The sequence below is a fragment of the Dawidia soli genome, assembly GCF_018598185.1.
GTDB lineage: Bacteria > Bacteroidota > Bacteroidia > Cytophagales > Cyclobacteriaceae > Ohtaekwangia > Ohtaekwangia soli.
The window spans coordinates 40271-66426 of sequence record NZ_JAHESC010000032.1; the positions used below are offsets into that span (position 1 = coordinate 40271).

The window sequence follows — 26156 nt, forward strand, 5'->3', positions numbered from 1 at the left end:
CTACGGAATCGTGGCTGTCCCCTCAAGACCAACATACAATACCGTGTTGGCAGTCAGCCCTGTCACTGTGCCAAGCTCTACTTCGAACTCGATGTCGATGTCATCGTGAATCAAGCGAGGGTTGGCCAGCTTGTAGTAGCCACGGGGAACAATGCTGAAATCAGTAGTGACAAACTTCCTGTTCGACGTGTCACTTACTAATTGCTTCTTGTTCGCCTTTAACTTGAATTCGCCGTTTGCAAGAGCACCTAAGCCTTCAATGGTTTGGAACTTCGTCGTCTTAATATCATCTACGCCCAGTGACACCGCCTCCCCGGTTAGCAGATAAATTCCACTGACGAGCAACGCCATGTTCTTGGGGAGCTTGCCGTTCGAGATATTGCGTAAGCTTACCTCTTTCACATCTTGGCTTTCAAACATTTTGATGGTCTTCGCGCCGTTAACCGGCTTGATTGAATACACAAGGTGATCGGCCAGGCGCAACTTACCGTTCAATAATTGCTCTTTGATGTGCTTAGGCAGTTCCGAGAAAAATTTTTCAAATTCAGCTCGGCTCCCTTTTGAAGGGATAGGCTTTTTAACGAGCTTGCTCATTGCCTTGGCTCGGGCTACAGGGTTTAGGCTGTTTAAGAAACCCATCAACTCCACATCCATTTCTCCATTTAACCCCATCAGTTCTGCGGGATTTTCGTACTCGCTTTCGACGAGTTGTCCTAATGCTCCTAGCATGGTTATAATTGTTTGATTGTTAAAGTGCTTTCCTACTTTTGTATTCTTGCTTTTTTTTAGAATTCCCGCTCGATTTCGTATCCGGAAACGTCTGAGCGGCCCTGCTGACTCATCGCTGCAATCTGCTCCTGGACACGATCGATCTCACTCATATCGAGTTCTTGCGTACCATAGGGATTTACAAAATATGTCACTTCGTCATTGCCTAATCCGTTAATAGCCGGTTTCTCAGAATCCCCTTGCGGCACGTATAGCTTTTCCGAGAAGTTTTTAAAGAACGTGGTGACGCGGTCTTTTGCATCGGTGGCGATCTGTCTCATATCGAAGCCATCGATACCTACCCCGTCCACTGTACCACCCGCTTTTTGGAATCCATTGCTTAATGCAACTCCTAAACCTGCAGCCATGAGGTATTGATTCTGTTTGTGAATTCCAATGATTGCGACCGGAACACCAATTATCAATGAGTGCTTTCCTATCATTGCACCCACGCCGGCTGCACCTATGGCTGCCAAAAGAACGAGCGCGCTCTCTTTGGCGGTCGTGCCATAAGTATTGGCGGCCGCTTTCGCTATACCAGCCAAACCTAAGCTGCCGTGTTTTCGATTTCTTCTTCGTCTCCTTCCCATCGTGATCGATATTTAAAATGTGATACTTTTAATGTTTCTATGATTGCCCTTTCTCTTCTTCTTTTTGCGTCTTTTTGCCCCGTTAGGTAATCCGTTCATTCCATTGCTCCTTCTTTCTTTTGGGTTACCGTTTGAACTTTCTTTCACCAGAAATCTTGCACCCATCAATAGGCTCGCGGCTGCGCCGACTATCACGAGTGTCTTTCCAGGATTTTCCTTAACCCATGTAGTCGCTTTCGACAAAAAGCCCTTTGTGCTCTCATTGCCCGTTGCAGCCGGAGCACTCGAAGCGGAAGTAGTTGCTGGAACTGAAGAGCCAGTATCTTCAATGCGTCGAGCGACAGCGGCACTTGGTATTGCTGGCTGAACAGGTACAAGAGTGCTAACATTAGTCGCTGCAGTAGTTGGTGCAAGCGTTGTAGTTGGTGCATAATAGTCCATCTCGGTTATCGCGTCTTCATCCTCAGGGATGGCCACATCGGTAGCCGTGCCTGCGTTATCGGTTTCGCTCTGGAATGCAGCTTCGTCTGCACCACCTTTATTAAATAGCCCCTTGATTTGTTTTAAAGCCGCGGCGATTGCTGCTGCGGCGCTGGTCGCTGCTGCAATGGCGGTACCGCTGGCAACTTCGCCCAGACCGCTAAGGTTATCCGGATCGGCGTGGATAATGTTGTACTCATCCATGTCCATGTACACATCATCGATGCCGAATAGCCCGCTTAGTTGCACCTTCTTATCCTTATTTCCTTTGCCCTTAAGAATAGCTTTCTTTAGATTCTCCTTCTTTCCACCCGCCTGCCAGTAGACAGTCTCTGCCCGGTCTTTTACCGTGCGTAGTCTTTTCAGCGTGTCTAGGTTCATGTTCATTGCCTGCGCTTGCGCGTCCGTGAGGTAGGCATACCGCAGTTTGCCTGCGATATTGAACATGTTAAGCTTCATGATTAACAAAAAGCCATTACGCAAAAGGATTGTTACCGGATTGACGAATCTGTTTATTACGCGGATACCATCGCCAATTTTGTCACCAACTTCCTTCGCGGCGGACTTTACGGCAGTGCCGACTTTCTTAGCGGCGGTCTTCACTGTAGTCCCAACTTTTTTAACAGTTTTCTTTACTGCTGATCCTACCTTTTTCGCGAGCTTCTTTAGGAAGCCCAGGTCACCATACAATGCTGCCATTTCCTGAGCTTCAACCGTCTCGTACTCGAGATCTGGGTCTTCGAACTCATACGCCACTTCCTCTTCGTCGTTCTCCTCGAAGCCATCTAAATAATCCAGTTTCATTTCATAATCTTTTTTCTGGTAGTACGGTTGTTCATCATCAAATGCGTCTTTTACACAGTCCAACACGATGTAGGTACTCCGGTCATAGACGCGACGCAAATCGCCGTCTATTGGAACAATCGGGTAAACATGTTGCCATGTCGGTATCTCAGGCGTGCGCTTGTGATATTTCGTTATCCTGGCGAGATGCGGGATTCGAAGGTTAAAGAGGATGGAGCAAATGAACTTCGTATAGCAGTCACAATCGACACCCTTCTTCCGCTCTGCCCATGTAAGTCGCGGACTGCGCACTTGTTCTACTCCATCCTTATCCCTTTTATATTGTATGTGTTGGTAAACAAAGTTCCAGATGTTGCGACAAGTTGAGTATAGGTCATCTCCCTTGAGGAGCGGCGCGATTTTCTCCGTCTGCCATGCGTCTAAGGGGACTGTTTCGATGATCAACTTCATCGTGTCCTCTACGCTGCCCACTTGCTTAACCGTGTGTTCCTGCCAGCTCGGTTTAGGGAACAGCCCATCATACTCGTCGCCTGGTTCAATCTTCCTCATTCCTTCCGCTACCATGTCATCGGCACTTTGTCTACCTTCACATTACCTAACCTCATGCGGGGATACCAGTCCCCAGCTTTATCGAATCGTTCTTTGTAAATGGAATGCTATTGTTAATCGTCGTCACCGTCCGAGCTGTTATCGTTAGCTGTCCGGTCTTCCGATACTCCCTCAGTAGTGCAGGCGCGGACGTGGCTAGTGGCAGAAAGCCCACATTCAAGATAACCGGGTCAAGCGTTACTTCGCTAAACTTCGGAATCTGCATATCTGTGTCCTTCATGGCCGACGAAGCAAGCGTGCTTTCTCCATGCATGATCTTTACAAATGGATGCTTCACGCTCACGCTACCACCCGATGGATTTTTCAAGGTCACTTCAATCCGCAAATCAATTCCACTGATCGTCACTCTGTATATGGAAACCTTCGTTACCACTTCCAGTTCAGAAGAGAGCCGGTTCAGCCGCATCACATACCTCGCCCCAAAAACCAAAGCGACCGCGCCGGCTCCCATCATCACGTAGTTACCGATTGCCATCGCCCCGTGGAGGATTGTGTTTGTTATTCCGAAGCGCCCGCCAGAAGCCTTTGAACTTTTGGTACTGCTTCTTTAGCCACACCTCGATCTCATCGCCTATCACTCTGAAAAGGATTAGAATCATACCGCCAACCACTGCCTCAAATACATGGTCAAGCAGAACGCTTGCGAAATTTGTAATCACGCTGAACAGCGCGCCGAAAAGGAAGACAACGCCGTTGCCCTTTCCTCCTCCAATATTCATTTGTCCGTCATTCATGGAATCAAAGATGCGCCGCGCCCAAGACGCACCTTTCGGAATTTTACCAAACGTTGTCAATTGGAAGTTATCGCGCTCAATATTTCACATTTTCTTTTGATCTTTCTCAAAAGATCTTGGACGTCGATTGCAATGGAACACAATGGGTGGCCCGGCACGATCATTCTTGTATTGTTAAAAAAAATAAAACTGCGGCGTAACGTTGATTAGTTGTGCCATACAATAGTTGCGACACCGGTGACCTGTACGGACAGCTACTAGATTACCATGATTTGTTTCGCGCGTTAGGTGGAATTTAATCGCTTGGTAGTTGCCATTGTAATATTAAGTGACTTCAAATTTCAATCACAAGCGAATATCAATGGGAAGAGTATAACACTCGCGATGGGCCGCACGCCCTTTCAGCCAAAACTTGATGTTTTGATCATACTATTTCCAGCCGTTCTTAAACGATTTCTGCACTGCCGTACAACATGGACGCCATTTTACATTTCCACACAGAACATTGCCGTGCAAGCCGCATTTTATTGCTTAGGATCAAGTCATTCAATCAGTTAGGCACGGCAACAATTCTAGCTGTCCTTTCCAACTTCCAGGCCGGCGCTTTGCGAATGGAACTCATTTATTTGAGCTAACAGAGCCCTAGCAGCCTTTTCGTATTGAGGTTTCACATTATTGCCGTTCGAATCCATCAGTCCTTCGACAGCCCGCTTTACGGAAGTTGGATTTTTATCTCTGATGTCATCCGCTGGCTGAACAAAAATTTTGTAATGCTTAAAACTGGTTTGAAGGTTTGTTGCAAGGTATTGCATGTTATTATCTAAAACGCATGAGACCTTTTTGAATCCCAAGGATTTGAGAAGCCGTAGAATCGTGTCCATGTTACCTGCACCGCCGATTCCCCATCCATATATTGCAGGCCTCAAATAAACAGCCAACACTTCTGTGAGGCGTTTAAAAAAGACGACATCCTCTTGTCCCTCGACAAGTAGGATGTTATCACTTAGAAAGAAAATTTCTCTTGCGTCGAGCCCAAGGATATGAGGGTTGTTCCGATTATCGAACAATGCTTTGATTTTTGACCTCAAGCTTCCATCTATTTCATGTATTATGCTGCTTCCACCTTCTTTGATTACTCTTACTATATTTCCTCCGCTGATGAAAGATTCCCAATCAACAAAAAACGGAGAATGCGTAGCTATCACGATTTGGCGGTCAGCAGACAGTTTCTTCAATAGTGAACAGATGTTTCTCTGCAATGACGGGTGGAGCGAAAGCTCCGGCTCGTCGATCACAATGACATCGCCAGGTTTCGAGTCGTAAAATGCGTCTATGATCGTAAAAACACTAAGCAGGCCTTCTCCAGCTCCGTCACTATTGTGTATGTGTCCGTCGAAGTTGAATTTAACATAGTAGTCGCCAAAATCTGTTTGATCTATTGTCCAATGGGGTACCGGATCGATCACTTTGTTTAACAATTCGTTGAACGCTGCTGGGTCCAGTTGGATTTGAAATAGACGCTGATAGAACGAATTGTAGTTTTCACCTCGTATCGCTCCTATACTATCATTGTTCAACAAAGTCTCTCTCGTGTACCCTCCCTTCATAAATTTGGGGCTAAATGCACGTCGGGATCTGACAACAAATACGTTTAGGTCTTTTCGAGAAAGCCCATTTTCACTGAACTGTGTTTCACTTCCACCCGGCTTTACCGACTTTAGGGTAACGGAATTTCCAGCCTCATCGAAAAGTTGTATTTCAACGGCATCGGTTGATTTATTTCTTCTTCCCTCTGTTATACTGGGTCCAGGTTGCATTCTCATGGAAACAGCACGAAATGCTTCGATTATGGTGGTTTTGCCGGAATTATTAGGGCCAACAATGATTGTTATACCGCTCCCAGGCAGCCCGTTTGGAATTGCAAACGTCATTGTTTGTGTAAATCCAAACCCCCGGAAACCCTGTAACGCCATGGAATGAAATGCCATAAATAATGTGGAAAATAAAGTAGATTTTCAATGAGATGATTTCAAATTGCTCCGAATTTGGAATGTTAGCCACTGTCCAAACATCGGGCAACTGAGCGCGCTTTCAAACATACGTCTACCGTCATTCAGGTTCCCTATTTCTTATTCGATAAAGGCGATATCCCAGCGCGCCTACCGAAGCACCTACAACAGTGACCCGAAGGTAGAACTGCGCCTCACTGCTCTTCCCGTATGTATCTACAATCTTTTGAAACTCCTCACGGATATGATCATGACTTGCCATTAACGGATTAGGCACAAAGAAATCGAGCCGATTTGCAACGTTTATTGCTTGGTCATATGTCAGAAAATATCCCGTCGCCGGATTAGAAGTAAACGATGCGGAATTACAAGATAGGTATACAATAACTCGCGAATGCTTTTGTGCAAGAGCATCAAGATCGCTGATTTTTAGTTTGCTTTTATCTGGGAACTTTATCGCGCCGTCTTCATTGTGACCGATAATGATAATGGCCTTGTTATGTTCGTTACTTTTGGGAATCGAAGATAGTATATCAGCGGCTGTTTTTGGAAGAAGCACATTGGTGTTTCCACAATGCTCTAAGCCCTTTCTTAAAATGAAAGCATCTACAGCATGCGATGCATTAAATTCATTGAATATATTTATAAACTCATTATCATCCGAAGGTAGCGAAACGAAAACGTTGCTATGCTTTATATTTTCCAAACCGGTGCGTGTAATGGGAACAACTTTCCTTTCTAATAGCTTCCTCATGCGATTCATTCCAACAACGTGGGAATCGATCTCCACCATCGCCTTTCTCGTTGCCTCTTGTTCGAGTAACTCCTTTTCGTATGTCGAGATTTTGCCACTCTCTTCAAAATCCTTAATAATTTTTCGGGCCTCATCATAGCACACTTCGCTACTACCTATTTTCTTTTTCAAAACGTCGTACAATTGATTTGATTCGAAAGTTTTCCTGCTCATATATGATTCTCCCCGCTTTTCAGCAACATAAATCATTTTTTTTCCATCAACACTCTCGAACAGTTTCAGTATGACTTTTACGACCTGGCCGAATGATGCTATGTTTATTGCTAGCATTAATACTAGCGTTAGCCAAAACCGGAAAAAATAAACTGGATATTTCATTTAAAGTAGAATTTCGAAACGTCATGAAGTGAAAATGATCGCTTGGAAGCGTACCCACCGAGATCACGGCGTTGGAAAGCATCCACAGCTTTCTTAAAGAGCGCAGGGAATGCTGCGCCCAAAACCATCTGCACGTTCTTTCCCATAGGGTTTCCTTGGTCATAGAAAAATAGCCAAGTTCCAACACCAGAAATACTAATCATAAGGAATGTGATTAGCCAATAGAACTTCGACTTTAACACCTTTCGATTTTCGGTATCCAATTTCTTCCTGAGTTCAAACCAGTGGATTATCTCCTGGCAGGACGCCCCAAAGCAGGCGACGAGAATGAAAGATATTTCAGGATTCATAAGTATTCATTTTGGATTCATTTCTGATTCATTTGTGATTTTAATAGACTGCTAAGGGAAATAAAACAGCCCATCTACCGGACACACTTTGTCCGAATAGATGGGCTCGAATATGCAAATATAATAAAAGCGACAAATGCCAATGCAAAAATTTGAAATGTTTGAGACGGTTTCGAAAAATACCCGGGAATCGATCTCTAGAAGAACGACGCTGGTACAAACTTGTGTCAAAATATTGGACAAGTAAAATATGGATAAGAAAAGTGACGTTGGAGGAAACCGTCTCAAACAATATTCACAGCAGTCTAAGCAGTATTTATAGCCGATTTGGTAGGTTTATATGCCGCTGTCAAAGTAGCACAATTCAATGTACGTCTTTAGCCATAAAATGCATTTGTAGCTTTCACGTTCCCAAAATGCTCAATTCTGATCGATTTAAGCGGTCTCAACCCTTGTCCGTGGCCTCTAATTTGGGGGGCCTTTTGTTATACTCCAACAGTCGTCTTCGTAAACGCCGATTCGCAAGGATCATTGATAAAACGGCGATTTCCAACGGTTTATATTATTTGACTGTAACAATATCAATAAGTGTTATGGAGAACTCAGTGTAGTTAAGGATTAACGTTGGATCTGCTAGATGTGACTTTATTTATTCGTCCTCATCCGGTATTTATTCGTCCTCATCCGGTATTTATTCGTCCTCATCCGGCCAACCCAAGCTATTAAAAATTATTTGAACTTGCCTTATTGTAAAAAAGTGCCCTTGGCGCTCGCCTATTAAACTGAGAAACGGCTTCAACCACTTTCTAAAAGTAGGATTCGATACTCTGTAGATCTGCGCTAATTGCTGCGTTGAGTACGGTTTTAAGGGAACGTGTTTAGAGCTTTCCATGTGTTTTTTTTCAAATGAAGCACCAAGAACAGCTATGCCGAAAGTGTGTATTGGGTGGGGTTAATTACCCACCAATATCGTAAACGCAGAAAAAATGAGTAAATCGAACGTTTTCCGCGAAACCGATCACTTTTTTATCCCGTAGATCCTGTCAACATCCGCATCAATTCGGCCAACCATGCGTAGTAAGATTACTTTAACTGATTCCATCGTCTTCCCGTCTGGCTTATTGTATTTGTTGCTAAGACTTTGCAACGAGATTGAATCTGTGTTATCGGTAGAAATATATTTTGTGATAAATCGCAGTATTTTGGCAATGCGCCGGCGTGCTTTGATTATTCCCAACTCAATTAGCAGTTTCAAAAAGTATGCGATCTCGGCAACGGTCAGGTCTGTTTGGAAGGGCTCATCCGTTCGCATGCCGTTCAGTTCCGGGGCTACCTGGGGCGTGGCCACATCGCAGAAGCGTATCTCTTCTTCGAGCCAGCGGCCGATCTCCGTTTTCAGTGATGCCCTATCACGCTTTCGCGCGAAGCCCGGCTTAGTCACGATCTGGTTCAATTCCTTTTGCGCGAGGCGCAATATCGCCATCCGATCTACGTTATTATCAGCTTCCGAGGCCGCCTGTTCGAGCGTCTTAATGATATATTCGTAGCACTCGTGCGTATTATAATTTAAATAATATACAAGCCGCAAGAGGGCCATTGTTGCGTCACCCTGCTCTGCACGAAATCGTGTCAGCTCATAGGCAAACTCCAACAGATATGTGATCTCGTAGTAGTAGAAATCATCTATGCTGCCATCGACGAGTTCGTCAAGCTTTGCCAACACGATGGTCGCAAGGCGCTCGTCCACACCCAAGGCGTTTAATTTTGCGCGTAACTCATCTACTGTCGGTTTTATGTTTATCGCTATGATCCAACGCGAGTTGTCCGGTATCCACGCATTCTGCGCAATACGATCAGGAAATCTTTTTCGGATAAAAATGAGTAAATCCTGGACTTCCAAATATAGGTACTTCACCACTTCCCGGACTGACGTATCCTGCTGGCTAGGTGACATTACGTAGTTTGCAAGGCTACCAGCCAAACGGATTAATGCAAGCTGGTGGTATTGTACGAACTCCTCTTCTTCCTTGTCATGCAAATGCTGGTCGGAGCAGTCTAACACATTTTTTACTTCATTGACGATAATCGTAACTTCGTTTTGGAAAGACTTTAGCATGTCATCCTTGAAATGATAGTTCTGATCTACCATCATTTCAATGTCTGTTTTAATTACTCTTTCGAGCTGGGTTAGTGCCTGCAGATAATCTGCCGACAATGCGGCAGCCAGACGAGGTTGGTTGGAGGGGAGCATAGGCGATTTGGTTAGACTGAAGATTATTCGAACAATTCATTCAAACATCCAATAGCCACTTCATAGCAGCATCAGTTGTTCGGAAGTCTCTAATTGTAAGAGGTCTGGTAGTTGTGCCGGCGATCGCGGCACGCCGCGCCGACATACGCGCAAAAATGTTCTCCGAAAATATCCATGCGAATTTTTTCACTCCGCTTTCTCTCACCTTGGGAAACCAAACGTCTCTTGTCCATTCGTCCGCCCAAAGGCCAATAACCTCTCTGTTGTCGTTAAGAATTTTGGTAATGCGTCGCTCGTGAATTAGATCAAGTATGACTTGACCGGTAACCGCAATCTGTTCATCTGTCTGGAAACCGATCCACACACACACCAGTATTCCAGACTCTTCTTGGTATTCAATTCTTACGTTGCTCGCGTCGTACAAAAGCATACCTCTATTACAAAAACGTTTTGGTGCCGATTGATCGTTATGGCCTACAAGTTGACATTCTGCTTGAGAAGACAGCAAAATAACCAGTAATAGTCCCCGATTATTCGCAACCAACGCCCATTACTCCCCAACTATGCGTAATAGCTAAAACCTTTAACTCAAAATGTATGGCCTAAAAAAAAGTAACGATATCCTTACCGGAATGTTTATGCAACATTCATACCGTTGTAACGTCAATTATTCAATGAAAGATATATAGTGTACAAACAAACGAGAGAAAATCGCTTTTGTTTCTGCTGTGTCGCAGATGGATCTCATGTCACTAAACCGATTTAGTACACGAAAGTACCTGATATTGTTGGCGGATATTACATTAAACTTACATAAAGATTTTTCTTGTCGATGTGTTCCGTAAAAGAAGCAAATGAGGTAGCCGCCTATGTGCACATCGGTCTGTTCCGTCTTGGGAATGAACATTGGCGGCACCGACATTCTTACACGTTATTGCTGAAGCATAAATCGTTGTTCCCCTAGGTTCAATAACCTATTACATCTACTGACACCTTAAAAACTAAATAACAATATTGTCTTTGAGGACATAGAAAAAATTCCTTCGACTTCACTCGCAGCTTCAGAAGCTAATGGCTCATGGATCGGAACCGTCACCTCTTTGTTGGACGTCAAAAATGGATCATAGGACGTTATACGATAAAGAGTCAGCCCTTCCCGACATCCTAGTAAAGTACAACAGTAACTCCCGATAGCCGCCAGTTAGCCAATATTTCGAGCGTAAGCATTTCATATTTGTCCATAGACGCCCTCATTCTTGCTAATTCAATGAGTTATTAAATATCTAATTTCATTAGTTTTAATAAACTAATTTAATTAGTTTTGTGTAAAAAACAAACCCTATCAAAGTATGAAAAGATTCATAACCAACCAGGGTGTCAAGGGAGTTGAAAACTTTGGTGAAGAGGTGACTGCCAAGATCATCTCCGGATTATTAACAGAGCATCGGAACAAGCTCATTTTGCAGGCAAATGCAGCACTAGAGAATTATGTGGAATGTCGATTCCACAAATTTCCCACCGTCAGCCAGGTGCGTTTCATTCGGATGTTGCTTGAAGAACTAAAATGCAATCAAGTTCGCCTACAGGATGTCCCGGAGATTCTTGACGAAATTCAACAAACGGATCTAATTGCTCTTTCGGATGAGCCTTTCGAAAGGCAGATAGACGAACAGATTTCACGCATTCTCGTCGGCACCGACACACACATTGGGAGCAATACTTGCAATAATTGGACTTGCCAGCGGCTTTTTTGTCTTCCACCACGGGAATGCCTTTTTAGAGGATAGTGGCAAAGTATTTAGCATGGAAAACTGCGATTTAACACTATTGATTGAAAAAACTCAGGAACTGCTGCATAACGGAATGATTGACAAGACAGATTTGCAGCCGGTGAGCGACACAATAGAAATCCAAAAATTACAAGGCGATGATGGCAAAATTTATAAACTTTCAGTCGTCATTGAGCGATATGATCCTGAGAAGGAGTCGACGATGGAGCCATACCTGGGGGATGACTAATTACCCGATCATCAACCTTTTTAGTATCCTGGTATTTTGATTGGCAACATTGGGATCGAGCACTCCTTTGAACAAGTCACCTTTTTTCTTAATTCTTAGAAGAATTGTGTCCATTGTAAAATCCTCTGCATCGAGGGTCGCCTTGATCTCTCTCCAGTCCAGCGGTGTGGACACAGTTGGCCGTTTATTTGGGCGCACGGAGTAGGCAACGGCCATTGTATGGCGGTAGTCGTTCTGATGCGGATCAAGAAACACTTTATCCCCACGATGGTTCTTACTTTCCTGTACTGTCGTCAAATCCGGAAGTCGGCCGTGAATTTGTCCGTATATCAGCTCAGCAAGTTTCCTCGTATCAGCATGTTGGAATCCTTTACAAGGGATAAAAATGTGAATGCCACTTTTGCCACTTGTCTTCGCAAACGCGACAAGCTTTTTTGTGTCCAGAAACTTCTTTATCTCTCTGGCAGTTTGAACTGCTTTCTGAAAATCTCCGTCAGAAGGGTCGAGATCAAGCACAACGTAGTCAGGTTCATCGGGGTGGAGTATCGTGGATGTCCACGGGTTCAAATCCACGCATCCCACGTTAATCAGATAGAGCAAAGTCCCGAGGTTGTTGCACACGATATAGTCTATGACGTTTCGTTTTCCTTCTTTCGGATGAAGCCTATCCGCTTGAAAGATCTTCCCACAACCGGGCTGTCGGCCCTCCATATCGTTAATGAATAAGTTTTTGCCAAACGCACCTTTTGGTTTAAGCAGCAACGTCTGTGGCCGATTTTTTAGGTGAGGAAGAATAAACTTAGAGACGTTATTGTAATATTGAATGAGCGTCGCCTTCGGTATTCCCTTCCAAATCTCGCGCTCAACATTATACAGCATTATACTACAATCGCCAATATTGAACTCCTCCTGCTCCACGATCTTTTCTTTCTCAACCTCAGGCCAATTACTACCGGGCATTGTTGGGAGTTTACGTTTTTCAATGGCATTGTTAGAGTCGGCGACTTGCTCCACTGATGACTCCATAGCAATCTCCGAAACTACCTGCGCCGGCATCTTGTCCTCCCGGAAGCCCTCAAATATCGCCGGCTTTCTAATCCTGCCTGATTTAGTCATTGTAGCAAACCGAATGTTAGCGACCAGTTCCGGCTTGACCCAGTGTGCAATGCCGTCATATTCTACAGCGGTGGCGAACGGCCTCTTCTTAGTTTCTAGCTTTTTAAGCCGCTCCAGAATAACCGGCATTTCTTTGTCCTTAAAGCCACCGCCAGCATGGCCTACCCATTCAAGTCTACCCTTTTTGTAAGCGCCAAATAACAGAGTTCGAAAATGTCGTCGATCTGACTCCACCCACCCGCCGATGACGAATTCTTGCCGCTGCACGGTTGGTATCTTAAACCACGCCGATCCTCGTTGATTAGGCACATATTCGCTATCCCGCCGTTTAGCTACAATCCCCTCCAATCCGCGCTCCTTAGCTAAATTAAAGAGTTCACTCCCTGCGTCAAAACTTTCACTGATTCGTATGACGTCGCTCCTTTTTCCGATGACCTTAGCTAGTAGCCCCCGGCGTTTAATAAGCGGCAGTCCCATGACATTCTTCCCGTCCAGCCATAAAATGTCAAAAACGTAATAGTGAACACCGCTCGTATGGCCATTAAACTTTTGGAGTGCATCAAAGTCGGGCATGCCTTCTTTGTTTAAGACAACCGCCTCTCCATCGAATATCACCTTGCGCTTTAGCATTTTCAGCGCCTCAACAATCGGTGGATACTTCCGCGTGTAGTCAAGTCCCCCTCGCGAATCGAGTCTAACGGCCTTTCCGTCGTGATATGCTATGATGCGGTATCCGTCCCATTTGACTTCATACAGATATTCAGGGTCGTTAAACGGCTTACGAATCAGCGTGCAAAGCATTGGCTTAATTCCGGTAGGCATTTCAACCTTGTCGGCTTGTACTTTCTTCGTCATAGCGACGTCCACAAAAAAAGAATGCCCATCAGGATTTAGAAACGCCGCGGACGTGTGCTGGCACGAAAATTTCTCCGCCAACAAAAACTCAACGTTATCGGAGGTACGTCAAGACAAAGCAGAAGTACAAGTTGCCGAACGAAGCGTAAGACACCCGGCGAAGAAATCTGTTCAAAGGCAACGCAACGGATCTTGTTGGCCGGCGACTGTCCGGGAGCAGTGCCAATTAAGTGAAATTTCGTTCTTCTGTACTGTAACCGTACCGGCTCTCAGCGAGGAGCCTCCTATATGTACAACGGTGTTATTGACTATTGTTGAAAAAAGTTGACTTTTTTTGAAAATGGTTAAACTGTTGCAAATGTTTGCGTTGTAGTAACAAATCATCACATGAGAGAGGGCCGGTTGTCGCGTGCTATAAGACCGAAAGAATCCGAAAAAATAACTAAAAATCGAACGGATTCTTGCATAGTTAGTCCTCAATGAGAAAAATGCAAAACGCACTTGTTGCCCCGATGCGACATTGCGTGCATGATTTCCGTGGTTGACAATCAAGAGCTGTTTATTTCACGAGTCGCCGGTGACCTCGCCGGGCATGTGAAACATACTAAGCTTACGCTTGAGAAGCTTGCATTACAATTCAACATTGCAAATAAAACGGCGGTAAAAGAACTTACAGAAGCAGCTTTGATCAGGGCCGCAAGGCAGATCACCGTCACTTCGCTTGAGATAGCTACAAAGTATCAGAAGATCGTAGAACTGTACAATGCCCAGCCGAATCTCTCTCACCGCACGAGCCATAGCGTAAGCCTCCAACAATACAGCACTCCTGCACCCATTGCGTATCTGGCCGGCTTATACGTCAATGCCGACGAAGATATATCCATATTTGAACCTTCAGCCGGCAATGGACTACTGACTATAGCAGCAAATCCAGCAAACGTTACAGTAAATGAAATCGATACAGTACGGCTTGCAAACCTTCGGAGGGAGGCATACCGACAGGTACTAATGCAAGACGGTGCGCGCCCGTTTATAATGCTGCGCAATCACTTTGATGCAGTACTCACAAACCCGCCATTTGGGGAAATACCCAAACTGAAGTTTGACGGATTCACGATCGGTGCTCTGGAGCATCACATGGCGCTGATTGCGCTTCAAACAATGCGCGACGAGGGCAAGGCAGCGATCATCATTGGCGGGCATAACCGTTTTGATAAAAAGGGAAGGCTTCAACAGGGACCCAACAGGTTCTTCATGAACTACCTATATAGTCATTATCATGTGGACGATGTAGTTAATATCAATGGCCGCAAACTATACGCGCGTCAAGGTACTGGCGTAAGAATCAGACTAATCCTTATTGCCGGGAGAAAGGGTATACCTGAAGGTGCTGCGCCTTTAGCCGATGTGTCTCGGGATCAAGTTATCGAAACGTTCGAAGCGTTGTTCGAAAGGATCATTCCCCATGTACGTCCAAGAAATCAAGTAAAAATGAAACGTGTAGTTGAATTGGAAGCAGAAGCCTTGGAGTTGGAACTCACATTGTTGGATGCCAACGAAGAGCTTGGTATGCCCTATAACCCGGCTAGTGATGCCTGTGTCGTACTTGATACAGTTATACCCGATAGCATGGGCTACGAGGCGCATACAGCCGTCTACCGACTAAAAGAAGAAGTCGGCGGAGACATCGACGAGTACGTACGCGGCAAACTCGGATACGACACGAAATACGAGCTATGTCAAGCACTCTCCGCAGAACAAATCGATGCAGTGGCGCTGGCGGTACATAATATTGAACAGGGAGGTGGGATGATTATTGGCGACCAAACGGGCATCGGCAAGGGACGTATCGCCTCGGCAGTAATCCGTTATGGTGTACTGCGAGGAAAACGACCGGTGTTCCTCACCGAAAAAGCCAACCTCTTTTCCGACATATACCGCGACCTGGCGGCCATAGGCTCGGCACACTTGGTACCGTTCATTGTAAATAACCGTGAAAGTAAAACCGATATTAAAGACGAGGACGGTCAAATTATTTTTCAGGCTCCGCCCACCTCGGAGCAGGAAAGAATATTCAGAGAAAAACTGCTACCAGCCAACTACGACTTCATCCTGGCAACCTACTCGCAATTCAACTCACCTGAGAAGAAACCCATAAAGCCAGGCTTCCTCCAATCCGTGGCGAAAGATACGGTCATGATTCTCGACGAGGCACACAACGCCTCGGGCGCGAGTAACGTAGGCAGCCTCTTACAATCCGTTATTTCAAAAGCGGCAGGCGTACTATTTCTGTCTGCTACGTTTGCAAAACGCCCCGACAATATGCCCATTTATGCCATGAAGACAGCGATCCAAGAAGCGAGCATGACCAGGGACGAGTTGGTCGAAGCGATTAATCACGGAGGTGTAGCATTGCAAGAGGTATTATCAAGCCAGCTTGTGGCCGAAGGGCAAATGCTGCGGCGTGAACGATCATTTGAAGGAGTTGAGGTAAACTACATTACATTATACGACAAAGAGCAAGAGCATAAGGCTATCGCAGACAACATAACCTCGATACTGCGGGATATAATCGATTTCCAGCGCCACTACATCAATCCAGAGGTCGAAAGACTCGACCATATCCTAGCTCCAGAAGGGAAACAGAGCACACTAACGGAAGGCACTTCGCAGGCCGGTGTAGACAACCAGCCATTTGTCTCGAAAGTCTTCAACGTAATAAACCAGATGTTATTCAGTATCAAAGCCGGCTCGGTAGCCGATCGAGCAATCGCACGCCTGAAAGAAGGCAAAAAGCCTGTGATAGCATTTGCAAGCACAATGGGGAGCTTCGTTGAACAGATGGAAACCGACCACGGGCAACCTGTCAGCGATGGAGACACACTAGATGCTGACTTTGCAGAAGTACTTCAACGTGGCCTCGACGGAGTATTGCGTTACACGGAAACCGATGCGGCCGGCGATAGAGAACACAAGGTGTTTGACATCACTGAGTTTTCATCCCAAGCACAGGCCGAATACCACCGGATCAGGAAACACATCAAATCGGTGTCCACTGGGATAACCATATCTCCGATCGACGTTGTAATCGCGAAAATTGAAGAGGCTGGCTATTCGGTGGCCGAAGTAACCGGGAGAAAATTCACACTTCAATTAAACAAAAAGGGAAGTAAGGCACTCGTTCTTGCCCGAAAGAAAATTAACACCAACGATGCATTCAGACAGTTTAACAATAACGAAGTAGATGTATTAATGATAAACCAATCTGGGAGCACCGGAGCTTCAGCCCACGCAATAGTCACAAATAAGGTTCCTAAAGAGCAGGTAAAACAACGGGTGATGATTGTACTCCAGGCTGAACTGGATATTAACACGGAGGTGCAGAAGCGCGGCCGCGTGAACCGAACCGGGCAAATCATTAAGCCGATTTATGATTATGTGAACTCTGCGATCCCGGCTGAAATGCGATTGATGATGATGTTACAAAAGAAGCTGAAATCACTTGACGCAAATACAACTTCCAACCAAAAGTCTAGCACAAAAATACTGGATGTTCCAGACTTTTTGAACAAATACGGCGACAGGGTGGTGACAGAATACCTTCGTGAGAACCAAGACGTAAACAGGCGGCTCAACGACCCATTGTCTCTTTCAACAAGACAGCCAGAAGAGTATGTCGAGGACGCGGCGCATAAAGTTTCCGGCCGAGTGGCGGTGCTTTCCACCAAAATGCAGCACGACTTTTACACCGAAATTAGTACTCGGTACAACGAGTTGATTGAGTACCTGAAACAAGTTGACGAATATGACCTTGAAGTGGAGGCTATGGACTTGGCGACGGAGACGTTGAAAAGCAGCGTCATAAAAATGGGCAAAGGAGGCCGCAGTCAGTTCGGAGACGATTCCATTCTCGAGACTGTGATGGCAAACGTGCTCCGCAAACCTTTCACGGCTCCGGAATTGAAGAACCTGTTGACGGAATCACTAGATGCTCGCGATGCCATAGTGATCCAAACGCAGATCAAAGACGAATTTGAGACTTATTTGAGTAATGCGCTCAATCAAGAATTGGCGGAAAACAAGAAGAAGTATGAGCGACTTAGGGAAACGGATTTGAAGAAGGACGACCAAACGCTCGTCGACGCAGCTGTCAACGACGCGGTTAAAACGGCGCTCGGTGTCGTTGACCAAAATGACAAATTTACTTCGTTAGAGGCACTTGCTAAGGATCGCATAACGGAGATATATCGCGCACGAAAGACCTATATGTTGAACCTCCTGAACTTCTTTCATATTGGACGTGAGCTGTATTACCCGATCGTGACTTTCGATGGCGCACAAGAATTAATTTATTCGGTGTTCCTTGGCTTCGTGATCGACGAAAAACGCAAAAACCCCTACGCACCGAGCGCGATACGACTTCGTTTTGCAATCAGCAATAGCAGCAAGTATATCGCCATGCCTGCGAGTTACACGAAAGATGTCACCGCCATTATCGGCGCCAGTATGTCATTGGATAAGACAGCAAATATAGAAACCGTCTTAAATAAATGGGAGGAAGCGATTAAAACGAGTGCCGCTGATCGAAAGGTGCGCTACATTATTACCGGCAACTTATTACAGGCGTACGGTTCATTCAACGGAAAACTCGTCAGCTATACGACGGCTGATGGCAACATCAAAAAAGGCATACTGATGCCCGAAAGCTGGAATCCCAAGGAAGAGAAAAATCAAAAGGTGATCGTTCCTATCGCCCGATCGATCAACTTAATACGTGCGATTCCTATTGGCCGCCAACTTCTTACCAACGTCGGCGTTTCTTTCTTTCGCCAGGCAGACCGATACAAGATTATCGTCGCGGCAAGCCGCGCCAAGGGCGGAGATCTGTACCTGCATCCCGGAATCCTGAATTTGGTTGACGGCGGAAATTTTGAAAAGACGGGCAACTCGATGGCAGCAGCAGTATCCGTAAATCAAATTGATGAATTTGTGAGCATCCTTCAAAAAGATTTTAACGACACAGTCTCGCTGACACCAGAGCAATTTGCCCTCATTCAAAAGGAACTACCGGCGAAGGCACCTCGCAAGACTGTTAACATGAACCTACCACCGCCGCGAGAGCGAGTGCCACCGCCGCCGCCATTGACACTGCCATCCCCACCAAGCGAATTGGAGTTGGAAGCAATAGCTCTCGAACTAGAGCTTGAGCTACTTGAATTATAAAACGATCAATATAATCATACGCACAAAATATGAGCAAACGACCAAATAGTGGATATATCGCCCTTTTGAACGAACAGGGTTACGCACGCTTCGCGTCAGAGTATGACGTGCAAAGCTTGCCACAAACATTTCGAAAGAGCCACGACTTTGTCGTAAAAACTACGAATAACTTTTCCGACTGGAGCTTGTACCATAAAAGCGAACCTATCAGGAGAACAATCGACTTGTATCTGGCAAAGCTCGCCGAGCATTTGAAAGAGAAAGCACCACCGAAAACCGAAAATTTGCCAGTCAAATCTGACCGTGCGCGGCGTGCTGTTAAAAAACACAGGCCCGACAAACAGAACAAAACTAAGAGGTCACATAGTCAGCGCGACACAAAACGAGTTGAACAAATTCGTGACGAAGTAAAGTTTATTCGACGTTTCGTGGCGCTGCACAATAAAAGAAAATTACCTAGTGCAATTCTGAGCCTTGTTAAGTCGCTGCAGAGGGCAATTGCTCAACGAATTATCAGAAAAACGTCACCGTTTCGCGAAGAAATTCAAATGATCCAGGACAAGCTAGTCGACGCGTACAATGAGGCGAAAGGCGACACTCTAGATATTAAAATTAGTGATAAAGATTTGCCTCGTCTTGTATCAATAGCAGGCGGCGAACAAGTTTATCCGTCCATACAGATCATTAAACGCTATATAGGCATGCAGGGCAAGGAGCTTCCAGATAACGTCCTCGGTTCATTCCTAAAACAAATTGAGAATGCAATAAAAAGCCAAAAAGTGGCAAACGAAGACCCGTATTATGATAACGTAAAGGCTATCCAAAATTCGGTGAAGAAGCTGCGGGGTGGCAACAAATTAAAGATTGCGAAGGTTGCACTAAACGGCCTTGAGGGAATCGTGAACAGTTGTGGCTGCATCAAATCGTCGGCGAGGAAAAATGATCAACATGAAAAAGCAATAGATGACTACAACTCAGGTGTCTCCAGGTACTTACCTGGCAAGAGAGCTAAAGTTTACGACAAAGGGCTGAACGGGGTAATAAGCGCCCGAGAAATGGCTGAGCGTGAATTTGATGTTTTGAACTTCACTCATCCGTGGCTCTCGTTGTTTGGTAAGCCAGAGAAAAACTTCTCCATGATGTTTCATGGCGAACCGCACGCCGGTAAGAGCATTCTGCTCTTGAAGTTTGCTGAATATCTCGCTAACCACTTCGGAAATGTCCTTTACGTTTCTAGCGAGGAACATGATTCGAAAACTCTTTCAAAGAAGCTCGATGTATTGATGCCTGTCAAGCCTGAACGGCTCGGCTTTTGGGGTAACATCGACGAGCCTGACTTGTCGCTTTTCGACTTTGTCATTATCGATTCTGTCAATGACCTGGGATTAAAGATCAGCGACTTCAAACGAATGATCAAAGAATACCCGGGCACCGGCTTTATCCTGGTTCTCCAGCACACGAAAGCTGGCGACTATCGGGGCGGAAAGGATTGGGAACACTTAGTACAGATTGGTGCCGAGGTCACAAAAGGCGTTGTCACGGTCTACCGAAATCGGTATGGTGTTTTCGGCTCTTTCAACTTCTGGCAGTATTTTCGGACGACGCCTGCACAATTCCAAGAAACATAAACTAAAACAAACATATATATGTCAAACTTCATCGGAAAAATTTTGGGAAGAGGCGCTAAGGAAACGATCGAAGCCATCGGCAATACCATTGACAAGATCGACAAGTCCGACGAGAAGCTTTCGCTGCAACTGAGGTATAAAGAATTAATCCTTGAAATGGAAGGGGCATACCTTGCTTACGAAGGAAAACTTCTGGAAAGTCAATCAAAAATCGTCGAGTCGGAAACAAAGGGCGAGAGCTGGCTTCAACGAAACTGGCGCCCCAGCCTCATGGTGATGTGCATGTTTATAGTCTTCAATAACTATGTGCTCGTTCCTTATTTTGGGATGCCTACAACCGTGCTTGACGATCACATCTGGTTGCTTATTGAGATGGGCGTTACGGGTTATGTCGCGGGGAGATCCTTGGAAAAAATCACCGATAAGCTTGCTCCGGTATTAGCAACCACGAAAAAGAAAGTATAGGTATCGTGAGGGTGCAGTATTATGGAAGAAGGCAAAAAACTTTCACTAAGTTTCTTTAAAGACTTCCTGAAAAAGAGGGGGAGAAACTTCACGGACGAGCAAATTAGCCAAATTCGGGAATCACTTTATATTCTCGCAGAATTAGACTATCTTATAACCGTAAACAAAGATGGGAATCTACCCAGACAAAGGCTTGAATTTCCCCCTTAAAAGTCAGAAAATTGTATGAGCAAAAAAGTTGTTATTTATCCCCGCGTTTCAACGGACGAACAACGTAAATCGGGCTATTCCATTCCTCACCAGGAAGCTGTGTTGAACAAGAGTTGCGAGATAAGAGGGTGGACAGTTGATCGAACGTTTATCGAGGATCACTCCGCCAAAAATTTCAATCGACCGTCCTATAAAGAGCTGTTTAAATATTGCAAAGCCAACAAGCATTCAATTGACTATGTATTGGTCACAAAGTGGGATCGATTCTCCAGGAACGTTGGCCATGCTTTAGCAGAAATTGAAAAATTTGCAGCTATCGGGATAGAAGTAAATGCCGTCGAAGAGTGGATAGACTTCTCCATTCCGCAAAACTACCTATTACTGGCTGTATATCTGGCTATGCCAGAAGTGGACAATAAGGTACGGGCACAGAATGTCGTAAATGGGATAAGAGGAAGTTGGAAAAGCGGACGTTGGATCGGCATTGCTCCGGTAGGGTATAAGAATGGACGAGATTTGGAGAATAAGCCGATCCTGATGGTGAACGAGAGCGAAGCCGCGCTTGTGCGTGAAGCATTCGAGCGGTTTTCGACAGGCTTATTTGAACAACAGGAACTTCGGAAGTTGATGTGGAAGAAAGGACTTCAGCTTAGCAGATCAAGGTTTCCTGCGATGCTCAAGAATTCTGTCTATTGCGGACGGGTATATGTGCCAGCATATAAGTCTGAGCCGGAGCAAATTGTGCGAGGTGTCCATCAAGCCATCGTGCCGGAGGAGCTTTTTGATAAAGTTCAAAATGTGTTGGCACCAGCGGCCAAAGTATCAAAGCGACGTTACGAAGCAATGGAGGATGCAACCCCTTTGCGTGGCCTTTTCTATTGTCCTGAATGTGGTGGCACCCTGACAAGTTCCGCATCGAAAGGGCGCACAGCTTACTACTGGTATTACCACTGCCAGGGCAAATGCAACTTTCGGCTGTCAGCCATCAAAACCCACGATATAGTGTCGGACTACTTTGACTCTCTGCGAATAGATGATGATATAGCCGATCTTTTTCTGAAAGTAAAAGAAAACTATTATCAAAACCAGGACAACGTCCGTTCTCAAAACATCAAACTATTTACGGAAAAGCTGAAAGCAGCGGAAGAACAACTTGTAAGGTTGGAGCACAAATTCGTCAATGATCTGGTCGACAAGGAAAGCTACAACCTATTACGACCGCGGTATTTGGCTGAAGTCAGAGTACTTAGAATCGATTTGAAAGCTCTGACAGACGCGGCGAGCGACGCTATGACGTACATTAGATCAACCGTTGATATAGTCCAAAATTTGCGCAAATTCTACGAAGAGGCGACTACGCCGCTCAAGCAAAAACTCGTTGGTTCGCTGTGCGGAAAGAAATTTACCATTCAAAATTCTCACTATCGAACCGCTCAGGAAAGCGCAATAATCGCGGTTCTGAAAGGATTTAAACAGTTTATAAAAGAAAATGGGTGCTCATCTGAGCACCCATTCCTGTTAAGTAGTCCGTACGGGAATCGAACCCGTGTTACCAGAATGAAAATCTGGTGTCCTAACCCCTAGACGAACGGACCTTGTTCGTTTTTGCTACCTTGGCTCGTAAACTCAGTTTGAGTGTGAGCGCGAGAGTGAAGAAAAAACAGAGTGACTGTGTTCGCATTCGCTCTCACACTCACTCTGTTTTTGTAGCGCGGGGGGGAGTTGAACCCCCGACCTTTGGGTTATGAATCCAACGCTCTAACCACCTGAGCTACCGCGCCCTACTTTCCCCTTCCAATTCAGACTTGCGTCTGTCCCGTTTTTGGGAGCGCAAACATACGAAGTCGGGAACAATATCCAATGATTTCTGCGAATTTGTTTCAAAAAAGAGGAAATCGTTGGGTCCGCCATTTGCCCCCTTGCAGTAGCGGCTTCCACGCTTGGCGTGCAGGGCGACGCGACTTAAGTGCCGCTTTACCGTTAGGTAAGGGCGAAGTATCCCCCACTTTACTCCCACCCAAAACGATGGCCCGCGTTACAACGGCCGGTTGTTGTAATCCGTAAAATCCGGCACCCCGCGGGTGTAACCGTCCAGGAATATCGGGGATGAAAACAGCAGGTCGGCGGTGGCGCGGTTACAGGCCATGGGGATGTTCCAGACGACGGCCAGGCGGAGCAGGGCTTTGATGTCGGGGTCGTGGGGCAGCGGGGCCAGGGGGTCCCAGAAAAAGATCAGGGCGTCGATGCGGCCTTCGGCGATCAGCGCGCCGATCTGCTGGTCGCCGCCCAGGGGGCCGCTTTGTAAGCGGTGTACGGGCATGCCGATGGCTTCTGCCAGCAGGCGGCCGGTGGTGCCGGTGGCAAAGACCTCGCAGGCCAGCATGCTGTCGCGGTGCGACTTCGACCATTCAATTAATTCTTTCTTCTTATTGTCGTGAGCCACAAGGGCTATGTGTTTTTTGGTCATGGCGAAAGTCAAATCCGGCTAAAAATACACATTGCAGGTTACATTCCTTCTTCTATTTTTGCCAGCCTGTTTTTGAAACGCTATGATGGAACAAGAGAATCTCAACCGCTGGGTAGATCTGATTGCAAAAGAGCTCTCGCAACCCCTTAAATATGTTAAAGCTGTAGGCGAATTGTTGGCAGAGGGCGCGACGATTCCATTCATTGCCCGCTACCGGAAAGAACTGACCGGCAGCATGGACGAAGTGGCGATCACCGCTGTGCGCGACCGCATCGAACAGCTGCGCGAGCTCGACAAGCGCCGCGAGGCCGTGATCAGCTCCATCGAAAAACAAGGTAAGCTCACGCCGGACCTGATGTCGTCCATCGTGGCGGCCGAAACCCTGGCCGAGCTGGAAGACATTTACCTGCCCTACAAGCCCAAGCGCAAGACCCGCGCCAGCGTGGCCAAAGAGAAAGGCCTCGAGCCCCTCGCCCAGCGCCTCTTCAACCAGGAGAAATTCAACCTCGATGAGTTTGCCGCAACGTTTGTCGACAGCGAAAAAGGTGTTGCCGACCTGAACGAAGCGCTCGATGGTGCCCGCGACATCATCGCCGAGTGGGTCAGTGAAAACCCCGACACGCGTAAGAACGTCCGCGAGATCTTCTGGACCGAAGGCCAGGTAGAGTCACGTGTGCTGAAAGGCAAAGAGAACGACGGCCAGAAATACAAAGACTACTTCGAGTGGAGCGAGCCGATCTCCAAGACGCCATCCCACCGCCTGCTGGCCATGCGCCGCGGCGAAAAAGAAGGCATCCTCGCCCTCGACATCTATCCGCCCGAAGAGCTGGCCATCAGCTCCATGGAGCGTCAACACGTAAAAGAAGAGAACGCCGCCGCCGAGCAAGTGCGGCTGGCGATCAAGGATAGCTACAAACGCCTGCTGCGTCCCTCCCTGGAAACAGAGGTACGCATGGAGTCCAAGATGAAGGCTGACGAAGAGGCGATCAAAGTATTTGCCTCCAACCTCAAGGAGCTGCTGCTGCAGGCGCCCCTCGGTCAGCGCAATGTACTGGCCCTCGACCCGGGCTTCCGCACGGGCTGTAAAGTGACCGTTCTCGACCGTCAGGGCAAGCTGCTCTACGACGATGTGATCTACCCGCACGAGCCCCAGCGCCAAACGGCGAAGGCCGGCGCGCTCATCAAGGCGCTGTGCGAACAATACGACATCGAAGCGATCGCGATCGGCAACGGTACGGCCGGCCGCGAGACCGAGTCTTTTGTAAAGACGATCGGCCTGCCGCATAAGATCCTCGTGGTGATGGTGAATGAAAGCGGCGCTTCGGTATACTCGGCATCGGAAGTGGCCCGGGAGGAATTTCCGGATAAAGACATTACCGTGCGCGGGGCTGTATCGATCGGCCGCCGCCTGATGGACCCGCTGGCCGAGCTGGTAAAGATCGATCCCAAGTCGATCGGCGTAGGACAATATCAGCACGACGTCGAGCAAACAAAGCTGAAGCAGGGCCTGGACGACGTGGTGATGAGCTGCGTAAACTCCGTGGGCGTGGAAGTCAACACCGCCAGCAAGGAGCTCCTCTCTTATGTGTCGGGCCTGACGCCGGCGCTTGCCCGCAACATCGTGGAGTACCGCAACCAGAACGGCCCTTTTAAAGATCGTGAGTCGCTGATGAAGGTCTCGCGCCTGGGTGAAAAGGTATTCGAACAGGCCGCCGGCTTCCTGCGCATTCATGCCGCCGAGAACCCGCTGGACTCCAGCGCCGTGCACCCCGAAAGTTATTCCATCGTCAACCAGATGGCCGTCGACCTGGGCTGCTCCGTGCGCGAGCTGATGAGCAGTGCCGAGCTGCGTCGCCAGCTGGACCTCAAGAAATATGTAACCGACAAGGTCGGTCTGCCGACGCTGAACGATATCGTAGCCGAGCTCGAGAAGCCGGGTCGCGACCCGCGCTCGACATTCGAGATCTTTAGCTTTACGGAAGGTGTCAACACGATCGGCGACCTGAAGATCGGCATGACCATGCCGGGCATCGTGACGAACGTGACGAACTTTGGTGCCTTTGTCGACATCGGCGTGCACCAGGACGGCCTGGTCCACATCAGCCACCTGGCGGACAAGTTCGTGAAAGACCCGAAGGAGGTTGTTACCGTGGCGCAAAAGGTGAAGGTGACGGTAGTGGAAGTGGACGCTCCGCGGAAACGTATCGGGTTGTCGATGAAGAGCGATCCGTTTGCCGACCAGGGAGCCCCGGTACAAGGTGGCGGTAAGGCTGGTAAGAACGAGAAAGGGCCGCGCCGCGATAACCGTGGCGAGAAGCCGAAGGAAAAGGAAGTTTCAATGGAAGAGAAGCTGGCGATGCTGGTGAGTAAGTTTAAGAAATAATACGATCCCTTTCGGGGGATTTAGTCGAAGCGCAAGCTGGTGGGTTTCCCCTGGCTTGCGCTT

Annotated in this window: 17 protein-coding genes, 2 tRNA genes and 1 pseudogene; 8 read left to right on the top strand and 12 right to left on the bottom strand. The window is 46.9% G+C overall.

From position 1 onward, the window contains the following. Genes KK078_RS20150 through KK078_RS20165 form a run of 4 tightly spaced genes read right to left on the bottom strand, consistent with a single transcriptional unit; the run spans window position 1 to window position 3726 of the window. On the bottom strand, window positions 1–729 hold the full coding sequence (locus tag KK078_RS20150) for a hypothetical protein (RefSeq protein WP_254092115.1): 729 nt from the start codon (window positions 727–729) through the stop codon (window positions 1–3). Window positions 730–785: 56 nt separating this feature from the next. Next, window positions 786–1358: a hypothetical protein gene (locus tag KK078_RS20155; protein ID WP_254092116.1), complete on the bottom strand. Its 573-nt coding sequence runs from the start codon at window positions 1356–1358 to the stop codon at window positions 786–788. 12 nt (window positions 1359–1370) lie between these two features. After that, entirely contained in the window at window positions 1371–3206 is a 1836-nt protein-coding gene (locus tag KK078_RS20160) for a hypothetical protein (protein ID WP_254092117.1), read from the bottom strand. A gap of 37 nt (window positions 3207–3243) precedes the next feature. Further along, the gene (locus KK078_RS20165) at window positions 3244–3726 is read right to left on the bottom strand and encodes a hypothetical protein (RefSeq protein WP_254092118.1); all 483 of its coding nucleotides are present in this window, start codon (window positions 3724–3726) and stop codon (window positions 3244–3246) included. 148 nt (window positions 3727–3874) lie between these two features. On the opposite strand from KK078_RS20165, the gene KK078_RS20170 reads away from it, so the two are divergent. Beyond that, window positions 3875–4195, top strand: a complete 321-nt coding sequence (locus KK078_RS20170) for a hypothetical protein (protein ID WP_254092119.1) — start codon at window positions 3875–3877, stop codon at window positions 4193–4195. Between the two features lie 362 nt (window positions 4196–4557). Here KK078_RS20170 and KK078_RS20175 read toward each other — a convergent pair whose 3' ends face one another. From KK078_RS20175 to KK078_RS20190, 4 genes are all read right to left on the bottom strand, one after another. Beyond that, a complete protein-coding gene (locus tag KK078_RS20175) occupies window positions 4558–5973 on the bottom strand; it encodes an ATP-dependent nuclease (protein WP_254092120.1) in 1416 nt (471 codons plus the stop codon). Window positions 5974–6094: 121 nt separating this feature from the next. Then, on the bottom strand, window positions 6095–7126 hold the full coding sequence (locus KK078_RS20180) for a hypothetical protein (RefSeq protein ID WP_254092121.1): 1032 nt from the start codon (window positions 7124–7126) through the stop codon (window positions 6095–6097). Then, window positions 7123–7476, bottom strand: coding sequence for a hypothetical protein (locus KK078_RS20185; protein ID WP_254092122.1), 354 nt, complete (start codon window positions 7474–7476; stop codon window positions 7123–7125). Before KK078_RS20185 ends, KK078_RS20180 begins: the two co-directional genes overlap by 4 nt. 1018 nt (window positions 7477–8494) lie before the next feature. Next, window positions 8495–9727, bottom strand: a complete 1233-nt coding sequence (locus KK078_RS20190) for a hypothetical protein (protein ID WP_254092123.1) — start codon at window positions 9725–9727, stop codon at window positions 8495–8497. A gap of 1349 nt (window positions 9728–11076) precedes the next feature. Here KK078_RS20190 and KK078_RS20195 point away from each other — a divergent pair. Both KK078_RS20195 and KK078_RS20200 read left to right on the top strand, forming a co-directional pair. Beyond that, a complete protein-coding gene (locus tag KK078_RS20195) occupies window positions 11077–11514 on the top strand; it encodes a hypothetical protein (RefSeq protein ID WP_254092124.1) in 438 nt (145 codons plus the stop codon). Window positions 11515–11530: 16 nt separating this feature from the next. Beyond that, complete coding sequence (locus tag KK078_RS20200; protein WP_254092125.1) at window positions 11531–11746, top strand: hypothetical protein; 216 nt, start codon at window positions 11531–11533, stop codon at window positions 11744–11746. On the opposite strand, the gene ligD is transcribed toward KK078_RS20200, so the two are convergent. Further along, window positions 11747–13717, bottom strand: a complete 1971-nt coding sequence (ligD, locus tag KK078_RS20205) for a DNA ligase D (protein ID WP_254092126.1) — start codon at window positions 13715–13717, stop codon at window positions 11747–11749. It abuts the gene before it with no gap. Between the two features lie 528 nt (window positions 13718–14245). On the opposite strand from ligD, the gene KK078_RS20210 reads away from it, so the two are divergent. The 4 genes and pseudogenes from KK078_RS20210 to KK078_RS30845 form a co-directional block, all read left to right on the top strand. Continuing rightward, window positions 14246–18940 carry a strawberry notch-like NTP hydrolase domain-containing protein gene (locus KK078_RS20210; RefSeq protein ID WP_254092127.1) on the top strand — a complete coding sequence of 1565 codons (4695 nt, stop codon included), beginning with the start codon at window positions 14246–14248 and terminating at the stop codon, window positions 18938–18940. A gap of 29 nt (window positions 18941–18969) precedes the next feature. Beyond that, window positions 18970–20568: a DNA repair protein RadA gene (locus KK078_RS20215; protein ID WP_254092128.1), complete on the top strand. Its 1599-nt coding sequence runs from the start codon at window positions 18970–18972 to the stop codon at window positions 20566–20568. Window positions 20569–20586: 18 nt separating this feature from the next. Beyond that, window positions 20587–21033, top strand: a complete 447-nt coding sequence (locus KK078_RS20220) for a 3TM-type holin (protein ID WP_254092129.1) — start codon at window positions 20587–20589, stop codon at window positions 21031–21033. A gap of 225 nt (window positions 21034–21258) precedes the next feature. Continuing rightward, window positions 21259–22194: pseudogene (locus tag KK078_RS30845) on the top strand (recombinase family protein); the annotation flags it as partial. 572 nt (window positions 22195–22766) lie between these two features. On the opposite strand, the gene KK078_RS20225 reads toward KK078_RS30845, so the two are convergent. From KK078_RS20225 to KK078_RS20235, 3 genes are all read right to left on the bottom strand, one after another. After that, window positions 22767–22838, bottom strand: a tRNA-Glu gene (locus KK078_RS20225). A gap of 112 nt (window positions 22839–22950) precedes the next feature. Then, window positions 22951–23024 (bottom strand) — tRNA-Met (locus tag KK078_RS20230). Between the two features lie 254 nt (window positions 23025–23278). After that, window positions 23279–23710: a methylglyoxal synthase gene (locus KK078_RS20235; protein WP_254092130.1), complete on the bottom strand. Its 432-nt coding sequence runs from the start codon at window positions 23708–23710 to the stop codon at window positions 23279–23281. An 82-nt stretch (window positions 23711–23792) separates the two neighbouring features. Here KK078_RS20235 and KK078_RS20240 point away from each other — a divergent pair, with 82 nt between their 5' ends. Continuing rightward, a complete protein-coding gene (locus KK078_RS20240; RefSeq protein ID WP_254092131.1) occupies window positions 23793–26093 on the top strand; it encodes a Tex family protein in 2301 nt (766 codons plus the stop codon). Window positions 26094–26156 lie beyond the last annotated feature (63 nt).

Bases quoted from the DNA above. Each gene is read 5' to 3' on its own strand.
- KK078_RS20150 (WP_254092115.1), bottom strand. From the start codon at position 729: ATGCTAGGAGCATTAGGACAACTCGTCGAAAGCGAGTACGAAAATCCC.
- KK078_RS20155 (WP_254092116.1), bottom strand. From the start codon at position 1,358: ATGGGAAGGAGACGAAGAAGAAATCGAAAACACGGCAGCTTAGGTTTG.
- KK078_RS20160 (WP_254092117.1), bottom strand. From the start codon at position 3,206: ATGGTAGCGGAAGGAATGAGGAAGATTGAACCAGGCGACGAGTATGAT.
- KK078_RS20165 (WP_254092118.1), bottom strand. From the start codon at position 3,726: ATGGCAATCGGTAACTACGTGATGATGGGAGCCGGCGCGGTCGCTTTG.
- KK078_RS20170 (WP_254092119.1), top strand. From the start codon at position 3,875: ATGGTCAAGCAGAACGCTTGCGAAATTTGTAATCACGCTGAACAGCGC.
- KK078_RS20175 (WP_254092120.1), bottom strand. From the start codon at position 5,973: ATGGCATTTCATTCCATGGCGTTACAGGGTTTCCGGGGGTTTGGATTT.
- KK078_RS20180 (WP_254092121.1), bottom strand. From the start codon at position 7,126: ATGAAATATCCAGTTTATTTTTTCCGGTTTTGGCTAACGCTAGTATTA.
- KK078_RS20185 (WP_254092122.1), bottom strand. From the start codon at position 7,476: ATGAATCCTGAAATATCTTTCATTCTCGTCGCCTGCTTTGGGGCGTCC.
- KK078_RS20190 (WP_254092123.1), bottom strand. From the start codon at position 9,727: ATGCTCCCCTCCAACCAACCTCGTCTGGCTGCCGCATTGTCGGCAGAT.
- KK078_RS20195 (WP_254092124.1), top strand. From the start codon at position 11,077: ATGAAAAGATTCATAACCAACCAGGGTGTCAAGGGAGTTGAAAACTTT.
- KK078_RS20200 (WP_254092125.1), top strand. From the start codon at position 11,531: ATGGAAAACTGCGATTTAACACTATTGATTGAAAAAACTCAGGAACTG.
- ligD (WP_254092126.1), bottom strand. From the start codon at position 13,717: ATGACGAAGAAAGTACAAGCCGACAAGGTTGAAATGCCTACCGGAATT.
- KK078_RS20210 (WP_254092127.1), top strand. From the start codon at position 14,246: ATGATTTCCGTGGTTGACAATCAAGAGCTGTTTATTTCACGAGTCGCC.
- KK078_RS20215 (WP_254092128.1), top strand. From the start codon at position 18,970: ATGAGCAAACGACCAAATAGTGGATATATCGCCCTTTTGAACGAACAG.
- KK078_RS20220 (WP_254092129.1), top strand. From the start codon at position 20,587: ATGTCAAACTTCATCGGAAAAATTTTGGGAAGAGGCGCTAAGGAAACG.
- KK078_RS20235 (WP_254092130.1), bottom strand. From the start codon at position 23,710: ATGACCAAAAAACACATAGCCCTTGTGGCTCACGACAATAAGAAGAAA.
- KK078_RS20240 (WP_254092131.1), top strand. From the start codon at position 23,793: ATGATGGAACAAGAGAATCTCAACCGCTGGGTAGATCTGATTGCAAAA.